A 14,467-nucleotide genomic window follows, 5' to 3' on the forward strand; every position below is an offset into this window, starting at 1 on the left:
AGGAGTCTTGGCGATGAAATGGTTCACTCTGTTGCTGTTATTGGGGGCCGGTGCGGCCTCTGCGGCGTGCCCAGATTATTTCAATGTGGAGATGCGGGAGCTAAACAACTCTCAGCGCCATAACCTCTGTCAGCTGACCGAGGGCAAGGTGGTGCTGGTGGTCAATACCGCCTCCTACTGCGGCTACAGCGGCCAGTTTCGAGATCTGGAGAAGCTCTACCAGAGTTACAAGGATAAGGGTCTGATTATTCTGGGCTTCCCCTCCAACGACTTCTGGCAGGAGGCGGGCAACGAGACCAAGACTGCCGAGGTGTGTCGCCGCGACTATGGCGTCACCTTCCCGATGTTCAATCGGGTAGCGGTGCGGGGCTCCGATGCTGTGCCACTGTTCAAGGGGCTGGCGGCGGCCGCTGACGGGGATGAGCCGAACTGGAACTTCCACAAGTATCTGGTGGGTCGCGATGGCAAGCTGATCGCCAGCTACGGCGCCAACCAGAATCCGGCTGACGACCCCCTCAAACTGCAGATCACCCGGGCGCTGGGGCTCTGACCCTACCCCTTGGCGGGCGGCTCTGGAATAATGGGCTCCCGCCACTCAATCCGGTTATCCTGTGCTGCAACGTCTTCCTCAAATGGTGATCTTCGATGCGCTGGTGCGCGAGCAGGGGATCTCTGCCGCCGCCCGTCGTCTCGGGGTCTCCAAATCCCATATCAGCAAGCAGCTGGCGCTGCTGGAGACCACCCTTGGCGCCCAGCTGGTGCAGCGCACCACCCGCCGCTTCGTCCTGACCGAGCTGGGTCAGGAGTATGCCCGTCACTGCCATGCGCTGGTGGCGGTGGCGCAGGAGGCTGACTCCATGATCGCCGAGCGGCGTGGCAAGGTGAGTGGCGTGCTCCATCTCGGGGTGGGCCAATCTTTTGGTCGTCTGCACGTCATTCCTCATCTCAAGGCGTTTCAGGATCGCTATCCCGAGCTGGAGCTGGAGGTCTCGCTGTTCGACCACAGAACCAATCTGGTGGATGAGGGGCTGGATCTCTGGCTCACCACCTATGAGGACAAGCCGGAAGGGCTGGTGGGACAGCGGCTGGCCGACATTGGCTTCGTGGTGGCGGCTTCGCCGGATTACCTGCTGAGCCACGGTACGCCACTCCATCCCAAGGATCTGGCCCAGCACAACTGCATCACTTACCAGAGTCGGGAGCGGCGCTATCACCAGTGGTCGTTTCGCCAGGGCAAGGAGCGCCAGACGGTGCAGGTGGCGGGCAACTATCGGGTGGATATGGCGGAGGCGGTGCGGGATGCGGCACTGGCCGGGCTCGGCATCGCCTATATCGCCAACTACTTGCTGGACAAGGAGTTACAGAGCGGCAAGCTAATCCCGGTGTTGCCAGGATGGCGACCGAACCAGCAGATGGCGGTACACGCCGTTTATGCCCGGCGCGAACATCTGGATCCCAAGATCCGTCTCTTCATCGATTTTCTCAAGGCCCGCTTTGGCCCCGAACCCTATTGGGAGCAGCGACTGGCCCCCTGGCTCGGGGGTAAATTGTCCGGCAGTGAGGAATGATTGTTTCCATATAAAAACTCTCGATTTCTCCTGATACTAAAACCGAACCAAATCAGCCAGTTGGCGCAACCGATATCGTGCAAACGTTTTTTCTAACAGGCTTGTAACCAAGCGGACTTGCAGTGACGGGGTGAGAGGCGCAGAATCCGCGCCCATCTTTTGCCCCACCTGATGGAGTCCCTATGATTGCCCTGCTCGGCATCCTGAGTATCCTGGCGCTTGCCGTCATCTGCTCTGATAATCGTCGTCGTATCCCATTGCGAACAGTTGGTCTTGCCCTCTGTCTGCAAGTCATGTTTGCCGGTCTGGTGCTCTGGCTGCCTGCCGGTCAGCACGTGCTGAACGGGGTCAGCGAGAGCGTAAGCAGCGTGATCGGTTATGGTCAGGAGGGGATCGCCTTCCTGTTCGGCGATCTGGCCAAGTTCAAGCTGGGCTTCATCTTTGCCTTCAACGTGTTGCCGGTCATCATCTTCTTCTCCGCGGTGATCGCCATCCTCTACCACATCGGCATCATGCCGCGGGTGATCGCCCTGCTGGGTGGTGGCTTGCAGAAATTGCTGGGCACCGGCCGTGCCGAGAGCCTCTCCGCGACCGCCAACATCTTCGTCGGCATGGTGGAAGCGCCGCTGGTGGTCAAACCCTACCTCTCCAAGATGTCCGATTCCCAGTTCTTCGCTGTGATGAGCTGTGGTCTCGCCTCTGTCGCTGGTGGCACCCTGGTGGGCTATGCCAGCCTCGGGGTTGAGCTGAAATACCTGATCGCTGCCGCCTTCATGTCGGCCCCTGCCGGTCTGGCGATGGCCAAAATCCTGGTGCCGCCGGGAGCTGAAGAGGTCGATCACCATCAGGATGTGGAGATCCCCCGCGCCACCAACGTGATTGAGGCGGCGGCCGATGGCGCCATGTCTGGCCTCAATATTGCGGTGGCGGTCGGTGCGACCCTGCTGGCCTTCGTTGGCGTGATCGCCATGCTCAATGGTCTGCTGGGTTGGGCTGGCGGTCTGGTGGGGCTGGATCTGAGCTTCCAGATCATTCTGGGCTGGCTGTTTGCCCCCGTCTCCTGGCTGATCGGCGTGCCCTGGGATCAGGCGCAAGCTGCTGGCGCCCTGATCGGCACCAAGATCGTGGTCAACGAGTTCGTCGCCTTTATCGGTCTGGTGCAGGATCAGACCCTGAGCGAGTCGAGCAAGGCCATCGTGACCTTCGCCCTGTGCGGCTTTGCCAACATCTCCTCCATGGCGATCCTGATCGGCGGTCTGGGCTCCATGGTGCCGGAGCGCAAATCCTTCATCGCCCGTTACGGCATGCGCGCCATTCTCTCCGGCGTGCTGGCGAACCTGATGAGCGCCTGTCTGGCCGGTCTGTTCCTCGCCCTGTAACCGCTGCGGTACGGAATAGATGCAACAAGGGCGCCCTGATGGCACCCTTGTCATATGGATAAAATGAAGCCCCGGCTTTGGTCGGGGCTTCTTGTTGGTGCTCAGTCGACGTAGAAGGTCTGCTGGAAGCTGAGGTTCTGTTGCTGCCCACCGCCCATGATCTTCAGGGTGAACTGATAGGTATCTTCGTTGCGGTAGGGGAGGGTCGCCAGATAGTAGATGGCGTCGCCCTCTTTTACCTCCTGAAAGTTCAGGGTGCGGATGGTGCCGGTCAAGTTCTTGGCCTCACCGGTGATCCCCACGGCTTGCGCCACTTTCTGCTTGTCCTGTACCGCGATATTGATGATGGCGTTGTAGCGGCTGCGCTCCAGTCCATACGCTTTGGCGACCTCGGGGGTGAGGAAGCTGGAGTTGAAGGCGTTGTAGTGCACCAGCCAGGGCCCCAGCTCCTTAATCTGTTCTGCCTTGAGCGGCAGGGTCATCAGCAGTGCCAGCAGGCCACTCATCCAGGCTGTTTTCATCTGTCATCCCTCTCATATCTACGGTTGGCGCAGGCCGATTCATTCAGCCTTGCGTGTCATTCAGCAGTGCACTCACTTCTTGCGGCAACTGTTTGGGGCTGTCGATGGCGACGGTTTTGTGTCGCCCCAGCTCGCCCCGCACTATGGTGATCTGTCCCTTGGCTACCTTGAACTGCTTGGCCAGAAACTTGATCAGATGGCTGTTGGCCTGGCCATCAACCGGCGGCGCCGTGATGGCCACTTTCAGCTCTTCGCCATGCAATCCGATGATCTGATCCCGACTCGCCTTGGGCTGGATCACCAGATGCAGTACCAGTTCATCCCCTTGTTGCAGGACGGCTGGCATCAAATCATCCACCACAGCTGGCCAAACAGGTCACCCAGCAGGTAGTTGATGGCTTGCAGGCCGATAAAGGCGACCAGCACCGAGAGATCCAGTCCGCCCAGTGCCGGCAGTACGCGGCGGATAGGGGCGAGGAACGGCTCGGTCAGCTGATGCATCACGTATTCGATGGGGTTGCGGCCCTGGCTGACCCAGCTCAGGATGGCGCGGATCAGCAGTACCCAGAAGATCATCGAGCCCGCTTTCTTCAGCACGGTCAGCGCGGCAAACAGGCTGATGCTGAGCCAGTCCGCCAGCAGTACGTTCATGCTCTTGAGCAGGGCCAGCTTGGCGAAGGCGATGGCCAGCGCCAGCACCACGGAAGCGAGATCGATGCCACCAAAGCCCGGGATAACGCGGCGCAGCGGGATCACCAGCGGATTGGTCAGCTTGACCACCATCTGGCTCATCGGGTTGTAGAAGTCGGCGCGGGCCCACTGCAGCCAGACGCGCAGCAGGATCACCATCAGGTAGAGATCGAAAACGGTGTTAATCAGAAAGTAAGCAGTGTTCATCTGGGCTCCTGTTAGAAGAGGGTTTCCATTTCGGTGGCGCGAGCAACGGCCGCCTGCATGGCTTGTGCAGTCAGCGGCATCAGCCCCTGTTGCTGGAATGTCTTGATGGCTTCGGCTGTGGTGCCGCCCTTGCTGGTCACCTGCTCACGCAGGGTCTGCAGCGCCAGCTCCGGGTTTTGCTCCACCATGGCGGCTGCGCCCAGCGCGGTCTGCTGCACCAGCAGGCGAGCCTGCTCGGGCGAGAAGCCCATTGCCTCTGCCTCTTCGGCGATCGCCTGCATAAAGAGGAAGAAGTAGGCTGGGGCACTGCCCGCTGCGGCGATGATGCCGTTGATACCGGACTCCTGCTCCACCCAGAGGGTCTTGCCAACCGCCTGCATCATCTGCTCGGCAAACTCGCGATCCGCGGCGGCAATATGTTCGGGCGCGTAGAGACCGGTCATGCCCAGACCCAGCAGGGCAGGGGTATTGGGCATGGTGCGGATGATGCGGTCGTGGCCACCGGCCATCTCGCCAAGGCGCGCCACCTTGATGCCAGCCGCGATGGAGATGAGCAGCTTGCCCTCAAGGGATCCCAGCTCTTCAACCAGTGCTGCCAACATGCCGGCCATCAGCTGCGGTTTGACCGCCAGCACGATCACCTCGGCGTCGCGGGCCGCCTCGGCATTACTCTGGGTGATGCGAATGCCATGTTCGCTCGCCAGCGTCTCCAGCTTGGGCAGACTGGGGTTGGCAGCAGTGATCTGCCCGGCGGGATAACCCGCCTTGACCAGTCCGGCGATGATGCTTCGGCTCATGTTGCCCGCGCCGATAAAGGCCAGCGTTCTATGCTGCATCAGATGCTCCTGTTGCACATGGGGTCGCGGCGGGGTGGGTGCTGCCTGCACCAACTGACGCCAGAATTCGGTGTTCCATCAAACGCTCCTGTTGATGAAGTCGCGGCAAGAGGCGGATGTATGGGTTATCCGCTGGCCTTGCCTATGAGTAGTCACGGGCGCCGAAGATGGCGGTGCCGACCCGCACCATGGTGCTACCGTGGGCGATCGCCAGTTCGAGATCTTCGGTCATCCCCATCGAGAGGGTATCCACCGTGGGGTATTGTCGCGCAAGCTCGGTGAACAGAGTCTGCATACGGGTCATTTGGGCGGCCAGTACGCCCTCGTCGCTGGTGTGTTCGGGAATGGCCATCAGCCCCCGCAGCACCAGTCGCTCACTTTGAGATACCAGCTCGGCAAGGCGGAAAATCTCTTGTTCCGACGTTCCGGATTTGCTGCTCTCTCCGCTAATATTGATTTGCAGACAAACATTTAGCGGTGCCATTGTAGTTGGGCGCTGGTTGTTGAGGCGGTCGATCAGCTTGTCCCGATCCACGCTCTGCACCCAGTCAAACCGTTCGGCGACCAGTTTGGATTTGTTCGATTGCAAAGGGCCGATAAAGTGCCACTCTATGTCGCTATATTCCGGCTGCTGGCGCAAGGTATCGATCTTGGCCGCTGCTTCCTGAGCGTAGGATTCGCCAAAGCAGCGCTGACCTGCGGCATGGGCGGCCATGATGGCCTCGACAGGTTTGGTCTTGCTCACGGCCAGCAGGCGGATCTGCTGCAGGTTGCGGCTCGCCCGTTCGGCGGCCTGGGCAATACGTTCCTTTACCTGAAACAGGTGCTGGGCAATCTGGTTCATATTTCGTTAGTGATCTTGTGATGGGAGAATGACAAGTCTATGGATATCACAGAGTTATTGGCTTTCAGTGTAAAGCATAAAGCCTCGGATCTACACCTCTCGGCCGGGGTTCCCCCGATGATCAGGGTTGATGGTGAGGTTCGCAAGATCAATTTGCCCGCCCTGGAACACCGGGAAGTGCATGCCCTCATTTACGACATCATGAACGACCATCAGCGCAAGGAGCTGGAGGAGAACTTCGAGGTCGACTTCTCGTTCGAGGTGCCCAATCTGGCCCGTTTCCGGGTCAACGCCTTCCAGCAGGCGCGCGGTTCGGGCGCGGTATTTCGTACCATCCCCAGCACGGTGCTGAGCCTCGAGGATCTCGATGCGCCGGAGATCTTCCGCAAGATCGCCGAGTTCCCGCGGGGTCTGGTGCTGGTGACCGGCCCGACCGGTTCCGGTAAGTCGACCACCCTGGCAGCCATGGTCAACTACATCAACGAGAACTTCCATCACCATATCCTCACCATCGAAGACCCCATCGAATTCGTCCACGAGAACAAACGCTGTCTGGTAAACCAGCGGGAAGTGCACCGGGATACCAAGAGCTTCAGCAACGCTCTGCGCTCGGCACTGCGGGAAGACCCGGACATCATTCTGGTGGGCGAGATGCGCGACCTTGAGACCATTCGTTTGGCCATGACCGCCGCCGAAACTGGCCATCTGGTGTTTGGCACCCTGCACACCTCGTCGGCGGCCAAGACCATCGACCGTATCATCGACGTCTTCCCAGGCGCGGAGAAGGACATGGTGCGCTCCATGCTCTCCGAATCCCTGCGGGCGGTCATCTCCCAGACCCTGCTCAAGCGTATCGGTGGCGGTCGGGTGGCGGCCCACGAGATCATGATGGGCATTCCGGCGGTGCGTAACCTCATTCGGGAGGACAAGATTGCCCAGCTCTACTCGGTGATCCAGACCGGGATGACCCACGGCATGCAGACCATGGATCAGAGCCTCAAGCAGCTGGTGAGTCGCGGCGTAGTGGCATCCCTCGATGCCAAGGCCAAGGCCGTCGATCCCAACAGCATTTAAGCGACTCGCACCCAGGGAGGGATAGATGATGAATCTGGATGATCTGCTGAGCGAGCTGGTCGAGCGAAAGGGATCGGATCTGTTTGTGACGGTGGGCTCGCCGCCCACCCTCAAGGTGAATGGCCATCTGGTGTCGCTGGGGGGCGAAGCGCTCGACAAGAAGGGGGCGCTGACGCTGGTCAGGGATACCCTCAGCAGCGATCACTTCGAGCGCTATATCCGCACCAAGGAGGCCAACTACGCGATCTATCGCGAGGCGCTTGGCCGTTTTCGGGTCAGCGCCTTCTGGCAGCAGGAGCTGCCCGGCATGGTGGTGCGGCGTATCGAGACCCGCATTCCCACCTTTGAAGATTTGCAGCTACCCAAGATCCTGCAAGAGGTGGCGATGGCCAAGCGGGGGCTGGTGCTGTTTGTCGGCGCCACCGGGGCGGGCAAATCGACTACCCAGGCGGCGATGATCGGCTATCGCAACCAGCATGCTGACGGCCATATTCTGACGGTGGAAGATCCGGTGGAGTTCGTCCATCAGCATGGTCGCAGTCTGGTGACCCAGCGAGAGGTGGGGATCGACACCGAGTCGTTCGATGTGGCGCTAAAAAGCTCGCTGCGACAGGCGCCGGACGTGATCCTGATCGGCGAGATCCGAAGTCAGGATACCATGGAGTTTGCCCTGCAGTTCGCCGAGACGGGACACCTTTGTCTCGCCACTTTGCATGCCAACAATGCCAACCAGGCGCTGGATCGCATCCTCCATCTGGTGCCGCAAGACAAACACCGCCAGTTCCTGTTCGATCTCTCTTTCAACCTCAAGGCCATCGTCGCCCAGCAGCTGGTGCCGAGTATGGATGGCAAGCGGCGCTGCGCTGCGTTCGAGATCCTGCTCAATACCCCGCTCATCACCGACATTATCCGCAAGGGAGAGATGCATCGCCTCAAGGAGGTGATGACCAAATCCACCGAGCTGGGTATGCAGACCTTCGATCAGGCGCTCTTCAGCCTGTTCTGCGCCGGCCAGATTGGCTACAGTGAGGCCCTCGCCCACGCCGACTCGGCCAACGACCTGCGACTGCTGATCAAGCTCTCCGGTCGCGAGCGGCTCGGCACTGGCACGCTGGACAATGTGACGCTGGATGAATGAATCATGGGGCCGCTCTGTCGTTCGGCCCCTCGCCATAAAGGAACGTTATGCTGATTGTGGTTTCCCCGGCCAAGACGCTGGATTACGAGTCACCGCTGGTGACACCCCGTTTCACCCAACCCGAGCTGCTGGATCACTCCGCCGAATTGATTAGCCGAGCCCGCCAACTAAGCCCTGACCAGATCGCCACTCTGATGAAGATCAGCGACAAGCTGGCCGGTCTCAATGCCGCCCGTTTTGCCGAGTGGCAGCCAGATTTCACCCCCGCCAACGCCCGTCAGGCGCTGCTGGCTTTCAAGGGGGATGTCTACACCGGATTGGCGGTAGAGGATTTCAGCGAGGCCGATTTTGACTTCGCTCAGGCACACCTGCGGATGCTCTCAGGCCTCTACGGCGTGCTTCGCCCCCTCGACCTGATGATGCCCTATCGGCTGGAGATGGGGACCAGGCTCGACAATAGTCGCGGCAAGGATCTCTACCAGTTCTGGGGGGAGGTGATCACTCATCACCTCAACGACGCGCTGGCAGCCCAGAGGGATGAGGTGCTGATCAATCTGGCCTCCGACGAGTATTTCAAGTCGGTACGACCCAAGAGCCTGAAAGGGCGGATCGTCACGCCGGTGTTCAAGGATGAGAAGAACGGTCAGTTCAAGATCATCAGCTTCTACGCCAAGAAGGCGCGCGGCATGATGGCTCGCCACATCATCAAGCACCGCCTGACCGAGGTGGAGCAGCTGACCGGTTTCAACGCCGAGGGTTACTACTTTGTGCCGGAAGAGTCGGACGCCAATACCCTGATGTTTAAACGCGCCGAAAATTAATTACAAAAAGAGGGAACCAATCTTTCGACCCGCGGGTCTGAACATGTGAATCCTCTGTTGTAAGCACTTTTTATTCGCCGACGTTTGATACGTCGGCTTTTTTATTGCCGTTTTTATTGTCCATCGATTGCCTTCGCCGGGACTATGTGGTTCAGATAGACTCAAGACAGGGAGCGAGTCGTCGTGAGGTGAATATGGAACAGAAAAATGCCATTCGGCAGGTTGCCGTACCTTGGGCTCCGTCCCGCCAGCTACCGCCCGGTCTGGTTGTGGCCGAGCTGCATCAGGATCTCTGGAGCGACTCTCTGACCATCATGCTGGGGCGGGCGCGCAGCATCGATCTGCCCCCGCAAATCCTCTGCCGGGTATATTTTCGCCATATCTACGCCCTGCGTGTTATCGAAGATTGCGATCTGGCCGAGGGGAAGGATAGTCACGCCATCGAAGAGCAGATCCAGCTCATCACCCCATCCCGTTTTGCCAGCTGGTTCCATCAGGAGTCGGATGGTCTGCATCTGGATGAAGATCTGCAGCACTATCGCATCTCGACCTGGGATTATTGCGCCGATGTGCTGACCTCCTCGGCGCCGGAACTGCAGTTCCTGCCCCAGAACGAGTAGCCAGCTGTTACGTCAGAGGCGAAGGATGATCCTTCGCCTCTTGGTTTTGGGCGGGTGCAGATTTTGTGGCGCTCAGGCCATTCAGCTTGGGTGGTGGCCTGTTGTGTCGGCACAAAAAAAGCGCCTCAGAGGAGGCGCGGGGAAAAAGACAGATTGGAAGCGTCACATGGGTGCTACTTGAATCAGCGAATGAGCCGTGCCATTCAAGTATGGAGCCATCATGCCAAGCTCAATCTGAAGTAGTTCTGAGGCGATTCTTCATTTTCTGTTCATCTTGTCAGCAAAGCGTGGTCACTGACTGAAAGCCTTTTCATTCTGGTCACCATATTGTCTCGCCCTCTCCAAGGCGCTCATCGTCTCATGGGGCCAGCTCGAATGTTGTGCCTGTCTGTTCCAGTGCCAGCAACCAGCGCTTGATGGGAATGCCGCCAGCATAGCCGGTCAGATCGCCGCTGCGTCCGATCACCCGATGGCAGGGTACTATGATGCTCAGCGGATTGCGGCCATTGGCAGCGCCTACTGCTCGCACTGCCTTGGGATTGCCTATCGCCTGGGCAATCTCGAGATAGCTCACGGTCTCGCCATAGGGGATATCGCACAAAGCATTCCACACCGTTTGCTGGAACGGGGTGCCCTTCGCTGCCATGGGCAGATTGAACTGCTGCAATTTTCCGGCGAAATAGGCGTTGAACTGGGCAAGATAGGGGGCCAACGCCTTGTCATCCCGTTGCCAGTCAGTTTGCGGCATGACGGGCCGCTCTCCGTGCATGAACTCCACGTGGCGCAGGCCATCCTGATCGATGGCGACCAGCAGCGGGCCGCGGGCGCTGTCGCAAAAACTGTATCTCATCGGCTGACATCCTTTGGGGGCGGGGAGGCTCAGTCCAGAACTGGCTTGCCGCGGGCGGATTTGATATCACCCTTGCGCTTTTTGGCATCAACCCGCTTGCGTTGGGAGCTGCGGGTCGGCTTGGTGGCATGGCGGGCCTTGGGGCGCCAGGCGGCCTTCTTCAGCAACTCCACCAGGCGGTTCATCGCCTCCTTGCGGTTCATGTCCTGGCTGCGATGGCTCTCGACCCGGATCAGGATAAAGCCATCGTGTACCCGGCTATCGCTCAGCTTGTCGAGACCCTCCTTGTAGAGGGGCGTCAGGCTGGGAGAGTTGCGGTAATCGAAGTGCAACCAGACGGCGGAGTCGGTCTTGTTGACGTGCTGTCCACCGTTGCCCTGTGCCCGCATGGTCTGAAATTGCAACTCATGCCAGGGAATCGTGACGCTGTTGGAGATAACTAACATGCTGTTTTGCTCTTGTTTGGTGCATACCCGCTGACCGCTGCAGCATGGTGCCTCATTATGGGGCGTGCTGGCCGGTTATGGGGATGTGCCTGGCGAATGGCGCGGTCATTAAACTCTATCTATATGAAATAAAACAATAAAAATACTTGGCATAAGAATTGAAACCCGATTCATGACACACCATGGATTGGGAGCAACCAGATGAAGCTGATTAGTGCGATTATCAAACCGTTCAAGTTGGACGATGTCCGCGAGGCTATTGCCAACCTGGGGGTGGAAGGGCTGACCGTGTCCGAGGTCAAGGGATTTGGCCGCCAGAAGGGACACACCGAATTATACCGGGGAGCCGAGTATCAGGTCGACTTCCTGCCCAAGGTGAAGCTGGAGATTGCTACCGCCGATGATAACGTGGAAGGGGTGATCGAGGCGATCTGCAAGGCGGCCTATACCGGCAAGATCGGCGACGGCAAGATTTTTGTCTACGACTTGCTGCAAGCGGTGCGCATCCGCACCGGCGAGAGTGACGACGAGGCGCTGTGATGAACCGCATCCGTGACGTACAGATCTGTTGACCTCCTGATCTCGGGGAATCCCGATGGAGTGAGCGCTTATTGAAGCCTGATCAACATAACGTTTTGCTCTGAAGAGGCCGAATGGGATTCCATCCGGCCCTTTTCATTTGTGGGCGATTAAATATGTGATGTGGCGACGGCGAGCTTTCTTGATCCGCTTATAAGATGTATGCAGAATGCAAACGGAAATCGTTATCACTCTGTATAGCTAATCAAGGAATGGATGATGAAAATGAAGATGTTGGCACTGGCTTTCTCTGCGTTGGCAGCTCAGTCGGCATTGGCGGCCGGGGAAGTGAATGTCTACTCCAACCGGCAGGATGAGCTGATCAAGCCCATCATCCAGCAGTTCGAGAAGGAATCTGGCATCAAGGTGAACGTGGTGTTCGCCAAAGAGGGATTGAACGAGCGTCTGGAGCGGGAAGGCAAGCTCTCTCCGGCCGACCTGATGCTGACTGTCGATATCAGCCGTCTGACCGATCTGGTGGACAAGGGGCTGGTGCAGCCGGTGGACAGCAAGATCCTGCAGGAGAACATCCCCGCTATCTATCGTGATCCGGAGAATCGCTGGTTCGCCCTGACTACCCGGGTTCGCGCCATCTACTCCAGCAAGGAGCGCCTCGGCAAGCTCGATACCATCAGCTACGAAGACTTGGCCAAGCCGGAATTCAAAGGGAAAATCTGCACCCGCAGCGGCAAGCATGAGTACAATGTGGCGCTGGTCTCCTCCATGATTGCCCATCACGGCATGGCCGAGACCAAAACCTGGCTGGAAGGGGTCAAGGCCAACCTGGCGCGCAAGCCGCAGGGCAACGACCGGGATCAGGTCAAGGCGATCAAGGATGGTATCTGTGACGTGTCGCTCGGCAACAGCTATTATCTGGGCGCCATGTTGAAAGATCCTGCGCAGAAGTCCTGGGCGGATGCGGTCTATATCAACTTCCCGAACCAGGCTGACCGCGGTGCACACGTCAACGTGAGTGGCGTGGCCATGACCAAGTATGCCAAGAACAAGGCCGAGGCCCAGAAGCTGATGGAGTTTCTGGCTGGCGACACCGCCCAGCACATGTATGCGGACGTGAACGCCGAATATCCGGTCAAGGCCGGAGTCGAGCCTTCCGCCATGGTCAAGTCCTGGGGCAGTTTCAAGTCTGACGCACTACCGGTCAGCGATTACGCCAAGCACCGCAAGGACGCCTTGCAGTTGCTGGATGAAGTGAAGTTCGACTTGTAATCAGATGGGGCCAACGGCCCCATCAACATCTGTGGTCTCATGAAAAATTTTGGATGGATGACCGGCAGCTGGGCCACCGCCCTGCTGCTGGGTTTACCGGTTATAGCCCTGCTTTTCTCTGCCTTCTCGGCTGAGGGAGATCTCTTTCGCCACCTCGCCGATACCGTGCTGCTCGATTATCTGAGCAATACCCTGGGGCTGGTGGTCGGCGTAGTATTGCTAAGCCTGCTGTTTGGCGTGCCCACCGCCTGGCTGGTGGCCATGTGTCAGGTGCCGGGGCGCCGTGTCCTGCAGTGGGCCTTGATGCTGCCGATGGCGATGCCCTCCTATATCGTCGCCTACGTCTATACCGACTTGCTCGATTACTCGGGCCCGTTGCAGGCCGGGTTGCGCGCCCTCTTTGACTGGAACAGTCCGGCCGATTACTGGTTTCCGGCCATTCGCTCCCTTGGCGGTGCCGCCTGGGTGCTGGCACTGGTGCTGTTCCCCTATGTCTATCTGCTGACCCGCGCCTCTTTTCTCGAGCAGTCGGTTAGCCTCATTCACTCCAGCCGCCTGCTTGGTTGTACCCCGTGGCAGAGCTTTCGTCGTCTCAGTCTGCCGCTGGCGCGCCCCGCCATCATGGTGGCGGTATCGCTGGTGGCCATGGAGACGCTGGCCGATTTCGCCACCGTCCACTTCTTTGCCATCAACACCCTGACCACGGCGGTCTACGACACCTGGCTCGGCTATGGCAGTCTGGCCACCGCGGCCAAACTCTCCTGCCTGATGCTGCTGGCTGTGGTGCTGCTGATCGCGCTGGAGCGCCGCTCGCGCAGTCGGCAGCAGGTGTTCCAGAAGTCGATGGGCCATGAGCAGCCGCTGCGCTATCCGCTCAAGGGGATGAGTCGCGCTCTGGCCGGTCTCTGGTGCTGGGGGCTGGTGCTGGCCGGTTTCGGCCTGCCGTTTGTCATCCTGCTCGATTACGGGGTGCGCTACTTCGAGTTGTCGTGGACACCGGAGTTCGTTCGTTTTGCCGGTAACAGTTTGCTCATCTCGGCGTTGACCGCCCTGCTGGCGATGGGCATCGCCCTGCTGCTCGGCTTCTTCCGCCGCCTCGATGGCGGTATAAAGAGTCTGTTGCCCCTGCGCATCGCCGCCATGGGTTACGCCATGCCGGGCACCGTGCTCGCCATCGGGGTGCTGGTGCCGCTCACCGCCCTCGACTTTGCCATCAACGATCTGGCCGAGTGGCTCGGGCGTCAGGGGCCGGGCTTGCTGCTGACCGGCACCATTACCGCCATCGTGTTCGGCTATTTGGTGCGCTTCGTGGCTATCGCCATCGGCTCGGTGGAGAGCAGCATGGGCAAGATCTCCCCCAGTCTCGACATGGCTGCCCGCTCCCTGGGGCAGGGGGATGGCGGCATGCTGCGGCGGGTTCATCTGCCGCTGGTGCGCCGGGGTCTGTTTGCCGGTGCCATGCTGGTATTCATCGAATCCATGAAGGAGCTGCCCGCCGCCCTGCTGCTGCGGCCGTTCAACTTCGATACCCTGGCGACCCACGTCTATCAGTTTGTCTCGGACGAGATGCTGGAGCGCGGCGCGCTGGGGGCTATCGTCATTGTGCTGGTGGGGCTGTTGCCGCTGATCTGGGTCAACCGCAGTCTGGACAGTCCGGGCCACTGAGT

The 14,467-nt window shown here is 59.4% G+C and carries 17 protein-coding genes; 10 read left to right on the plus strand and 7 right to left on the minus strand.

Annotated features, from left to right (window positions below; genetic code table 11):
* Positions 1-13: 13 nt before the first annotated feature.
* The 3 genes from LRL22_RS08680 to LRL22_RS08690 all read left to right on the plus strand — a co-directional run bounded on the left by LRL22_RS08680 (position 14) and on the right by LRL22_RS08690 (position 2,947).
* On the plus strand, positions 14-550 hold the full coding sequence (locus LRL22_RS08680) for a glutathione peroxidase (protein WP_005340333.1): 537 nt from the start codon (positions 14-16) through the stop codon (positions 548-550).
* Positions 551-632: 82 nt separating this feature from the next.
* On the plus strand, positions 633-1,568 hold the full coding sequence (locus tag LRL22_RS08685) for a LysR family transcriptional regulator (protein WP_162515184.1): 936 nt from the start codon (positions 633-635) through the stop codon (positions 1,566-1,568).
* Positions 1,569-1,750: 182 nt separating this feature from the next.
* Positions 1,751-2,947, plus strand: coding sequence for a NupC/NupG family nucleoside CNT transporter (locus tag LRL22_RS08690; protein ID WP_005357935.1), 1,197 nt, complete (start codon positions 1,751-1,753; stop codon positions 2,945-2,947).
* A 101-nt stretch (positions 2,948-3,048) separates the two neighbouring features.
* Here the strand turns inward: LRL22_RS08690 and LRL22_RS08695 are convergent, their stop codons facing one another.
* From LRL22_RS08695 to LRL22_RS08715, 5 genes are all read right to left on the minus strand, one after another.
* Positions 3,049-3,468 carry a DUF4426 domain-containing protein gene (locus LRL22_RS08695; protein ID WP_270905199.1) on the minus strand — a complete coding sequence of 140 codons (420 nt, stop codon included), beginning with the start codon at positions 3,466-3,468 and terminating at the stop codon, positions 3,049-3,051.
* A gap of 43 nt (positions 3,469-3,511) precedes the next feature.
* Positions 3,512-3,814, minus strand: a complete 303-nt coding sequence (yggU, locus tag LRL22_RS08700) for a DUF167 family protein YggU (protein WP_005340341.1) — start codon at positions 3,812-3,814, stop codon at positions 3,512-3,514.
* Positions 3,814-4,365 carry a YggT family protein gene (locus LRL22_RS08705; protein ID WP_005341416.1) on the minus strand — a complete coding sequence of 184 codons (552 nt, stop codon included), beginning with the start codon at positions 4,363-4,365 and terminating at the stop codon, positions 3,814-3,816. The genes yggU and LRL22_RS08705 overlap by 1 nt, the downstream gene beginning before the upstream one ends.
* An 11-nt stretch (positions 4,366-4,376) precedes the next feature.
* Entirely contained in the window at positions 4,377-5,201 is an 825-nt protein-coding gene (gene proC / locus LRL22_RS08710) for a pyrroline-5-carboxylate reductase (protein ID WP_270905200.1), read from the minus strand.
* A 142-nt stretch (positions 5,202-5,343) separates the two neighbouring features.
* Positions 5,344-6,045, minus strand: coding sequence for a YggS family pyridoxal phosphate-dependent enzyme (locus tag LRL22_RS08715; protein ID WP_058057968.1), 702 nt, complete (start codon positions 6,043-6,045; stop codon positions 5,344-5,346).
* Between the two features lie 39 nt (positions 6,046-6,084).
* Here LRL22_RS08715 and tapT point away from each other — a divergent pair, with 39 nt between their 5' ends.
* The 4 genes from tapT to LRL22_RS08735 all read left to right on the plus strand — a co-directional run bounded on the left by tapT (position 6,085) and on the right by LRL22_RS08735 (position 9,698).
* Positions 6,085-7,119, plus strand: coding sequence for a type IVa pilus ATPase TapT (gene tapT, locus LRL22_RS08720; protein WP_005340354.1), 1,035 nt, complete (start codon positions 6,085-6,087; stop codon positions 7,117-7,119).
* A gap of 28 nt (positions 7,120-7,147) precedes the next feature.
* On the plus strand, positions 7,148-8,257 hold the full coding sequence (tapU, locus tag LRL22_RS08725; protein ID WP_236271980.1) for a type IVa pilus ATPase TapU: 1,110 nt from the start codon (positions 7,148-7,150) through the stop codon (positions 8,255-8,257).
* A gap of 47 nt (positions 8,258-8,304) precedes the next feature.
* A complete protein-coding gene (gene yaaA / locus LRL22_RS08730; RefSeq protein WP_270905201.1) occupies positions 8,305-9,078 on the plus strand; it encodes a peroxide stress protein YaaA in 774 nt (257 codons plus the stop codon).
* Positions 9,079-9,272: 194 nt separating this feature from the next.
* Positions 9,273-9,698, plus strand: coding sequence for a hypothetical protein (locus LRL22_RS08735; protein ID WP_040098961.1), 426 nt, complete (start codon positions 9,273-9,275; stop codon positions 9,696-9,698).
* A gap of 358 nt (positions 9,699-10,056) precedes the next feature.
* Here the strand turns inward: LRL22_RS08735 and LRL22_RS08740 are convergent, their stop codons facing one another.
* A complete protein-coding gene (locus LRL22_RS08740) occupies positions 10,057-10,548 on the minus strand; it encodes a methylated-DNA--[protein]-cysteine S-methyltransferase (RefSeq protein WP_270905202.1) in 492 nt (163 codons plus the stop codon).
* 29 nt (positions 10,549-10,577) lie between these two features.
* Positions 10,578-10,994: an alternative ribosome rescue aminoacyl-tRNA hydrolase ArfB gene (arfB, locus tag LRL22_RS08745; protein WP_270905203.1), complete on the minus strand. Its 417-nt coding sequence runs from the start codon at positions 10,992-10,994 to the stop codon at positions 10,578-10,580.
* A 201-nt stretch (positions 10,995-11,195) separates the two neighbouring features.
* On the opposite strand from arfB, the gene glnK reads away from it, so the two are divergent.
* The 3 genes from glnK (at position 11,196) to LRL22_RS08760 (ending at position 14,465) form a co-directional block, all read left to right on the plus strand.
* The gene (glnK, locus tag LRL22_RS08750) at positions 11,196-11,534 is read left to right on the plus strand and encodes a P-II family nitrogen regulator (RefSeq protein ID WP_005341406.1); all 339 of its coding nucleotides are present in this window, start codon (positions 11,196-11,198) and stop codon (positions 11,532-11,534) included.
* Positions 11,535-11,792: 258 nt separating this feature from the next.
* Positions 11,793-12,800 carry a Fe(3+) ABC transporter substrate-binding protein gene (locus LRL22_RS08755; protein ID WP_005357960.1) on the plus strand — a complete coding sequence of 336 codons (1,008 nt, stop codon included), beginning with the start codon at positions 11,793-11,795 and terminating at the stop codon, positions 12,798-12,800.
* A 39-nt stretch (positions 12,801-12,839) separates the two neighbouring features.
* Entirely contained in the window at positions 12,840-14,465 is a 1,626-nt protein-coding gene (locus LRL22_RS08760) for an ABC transporter permease (RefSeq protein ID WP_270905204.1), read from the plus strand.
* The last annotated feature ends 2 nt before the right edge of the window (positions 14,466-14,467 follow it).

Origin of the sequence: Aeromonas sp. PI_26 (assembly GCF_027854445.1) — a bacterium.
Taxonomy (GTDB): Bacteria; Pseudomonadota; Gammaproteobacteria; order Enterobacterales; family Aeromonadaceae; genus Aeromonas; species Aeromonas veronii.

Excerpts from the sequence above, each read along its gene's own strand:
- LRL22_RS08680 (WP_005340333.1), top strand. The coding sequence starts at position 14 with ATGAAATGGTTCACTCTGTTGCTGTTATTGGGGGCCGGTGCGGCCTCT.
- LRL22_RS08685 (WP_162515184.1), top strand. The coding sequence starts at position 633 with ATGGTGATCTTCGATGCGCTGGTGCGCGAGCAGGGGATCTCTGCCGCC.
- LRL22_RS08690 (WP_005357935.1), top strand. The coding sequence starts at position 1,751 with ATGATTGCCCTGCTCGGCATCCTGAGTATCCTGGCGCTTGCCGTCATC.
- LRL22_RS08695 (WP_270905199.1), bottom strand. The coding sequence starts at position 3,468 with ATGAAAACAGCCTGGATGAGTGGCCTGCTGGCACTGCTGATGACCCTG.
- yggU (WP_005340341.1), bottom strand. The coding sequence starts at position 3,814 with ATGCCAGCCGTCCTGCAACAAGGGGATGAACTGGTACTGCATCTGGTG.
- LRL22_RS08705 (WP_005341416.1), bottom strand. The coding sequence starts at position 4,365 with ATGAACACTGCTTACTTTCTGATTAACACCGTTTTCGATCTCTACCTG.
- proC (WP_270905200.1), bottom strand. The coding sequence starts at position 5,201 with ATGCAGCATAGAACGCTGGCCTTTATCGGCGCGGGCAACATGAGCCGA.
- LRL22_RS08715 (WP_058057968.1), bottom strand. The coding sequence starts at position 6,045 with ATGAACCAGATTGCCCAGCACCTGTTTCAGGTAAAGGAACGTATTGCC.
- tapT (WP_005340354.1), top strand. The coding sequence starts at position 6,085 with ATGGATATCACAGAGTTATTGGCTTTCAGTGTAAAGCATAAAGCCTCG.
- tapU (WP_236271980.1), top strand. The coding sequence starts at position 7,148 with ATGAATCTGGATGATCTGCTGAGCGAGCTGGTCGAGCGAAAGGGATCG.
- yaaA (WP_270905201.1), top strand. The coding sequence starts at position 8,305 with ATGCTGATTGTGGTTTCCCCGGCCAAGACGCTGGATTACGAGTCACCG.
- LRL22_RS08735 (WP_040098961.1), top strand. The coding sequence starts at position 9,273 with ATGGAACAGAAAAATGCCATTCGGCAGGTTGCCGTACCTTGGGCTCCG.
- LRL22_RS08740 (WP_270905202.1), bottom strand. The coding sequence starts at position 10,548 with ATGAGATACAGTTTTTGCGACAGCGCCCGCGGCCCGCTGCTGGTCGCC.
- arfB (WP_270905203.1), bottom strand. The coding sequence starts at position 10,994 with ATGTTAGTTATCTCCAACAGCGTCACGATTCCCTGGCATGAGTTGCAA.
- glnK (WP_005341406.1), top strand. The coding sequence starts at position 11,196 with ATGAAGCTGATTAGTGCGATTATCAAACCGTTCAAGTTGGACGATGTC.
- LRL22_RS08755 (WP_005357960.1), top strand. The coding sequence starts at position 11,793 with ATGAAAATGAAGATGTTGGCACTGGCTTTCTCTGCGTTGGCAGCTCAG.
- LRL22_RS08760 (WP_270905204.1), top strand. The coding sequence starts at position 12,840 with ATGAAAAATTTTGGATGGATGACCGGCAGCTGGGCCACCGCCCTGCTG.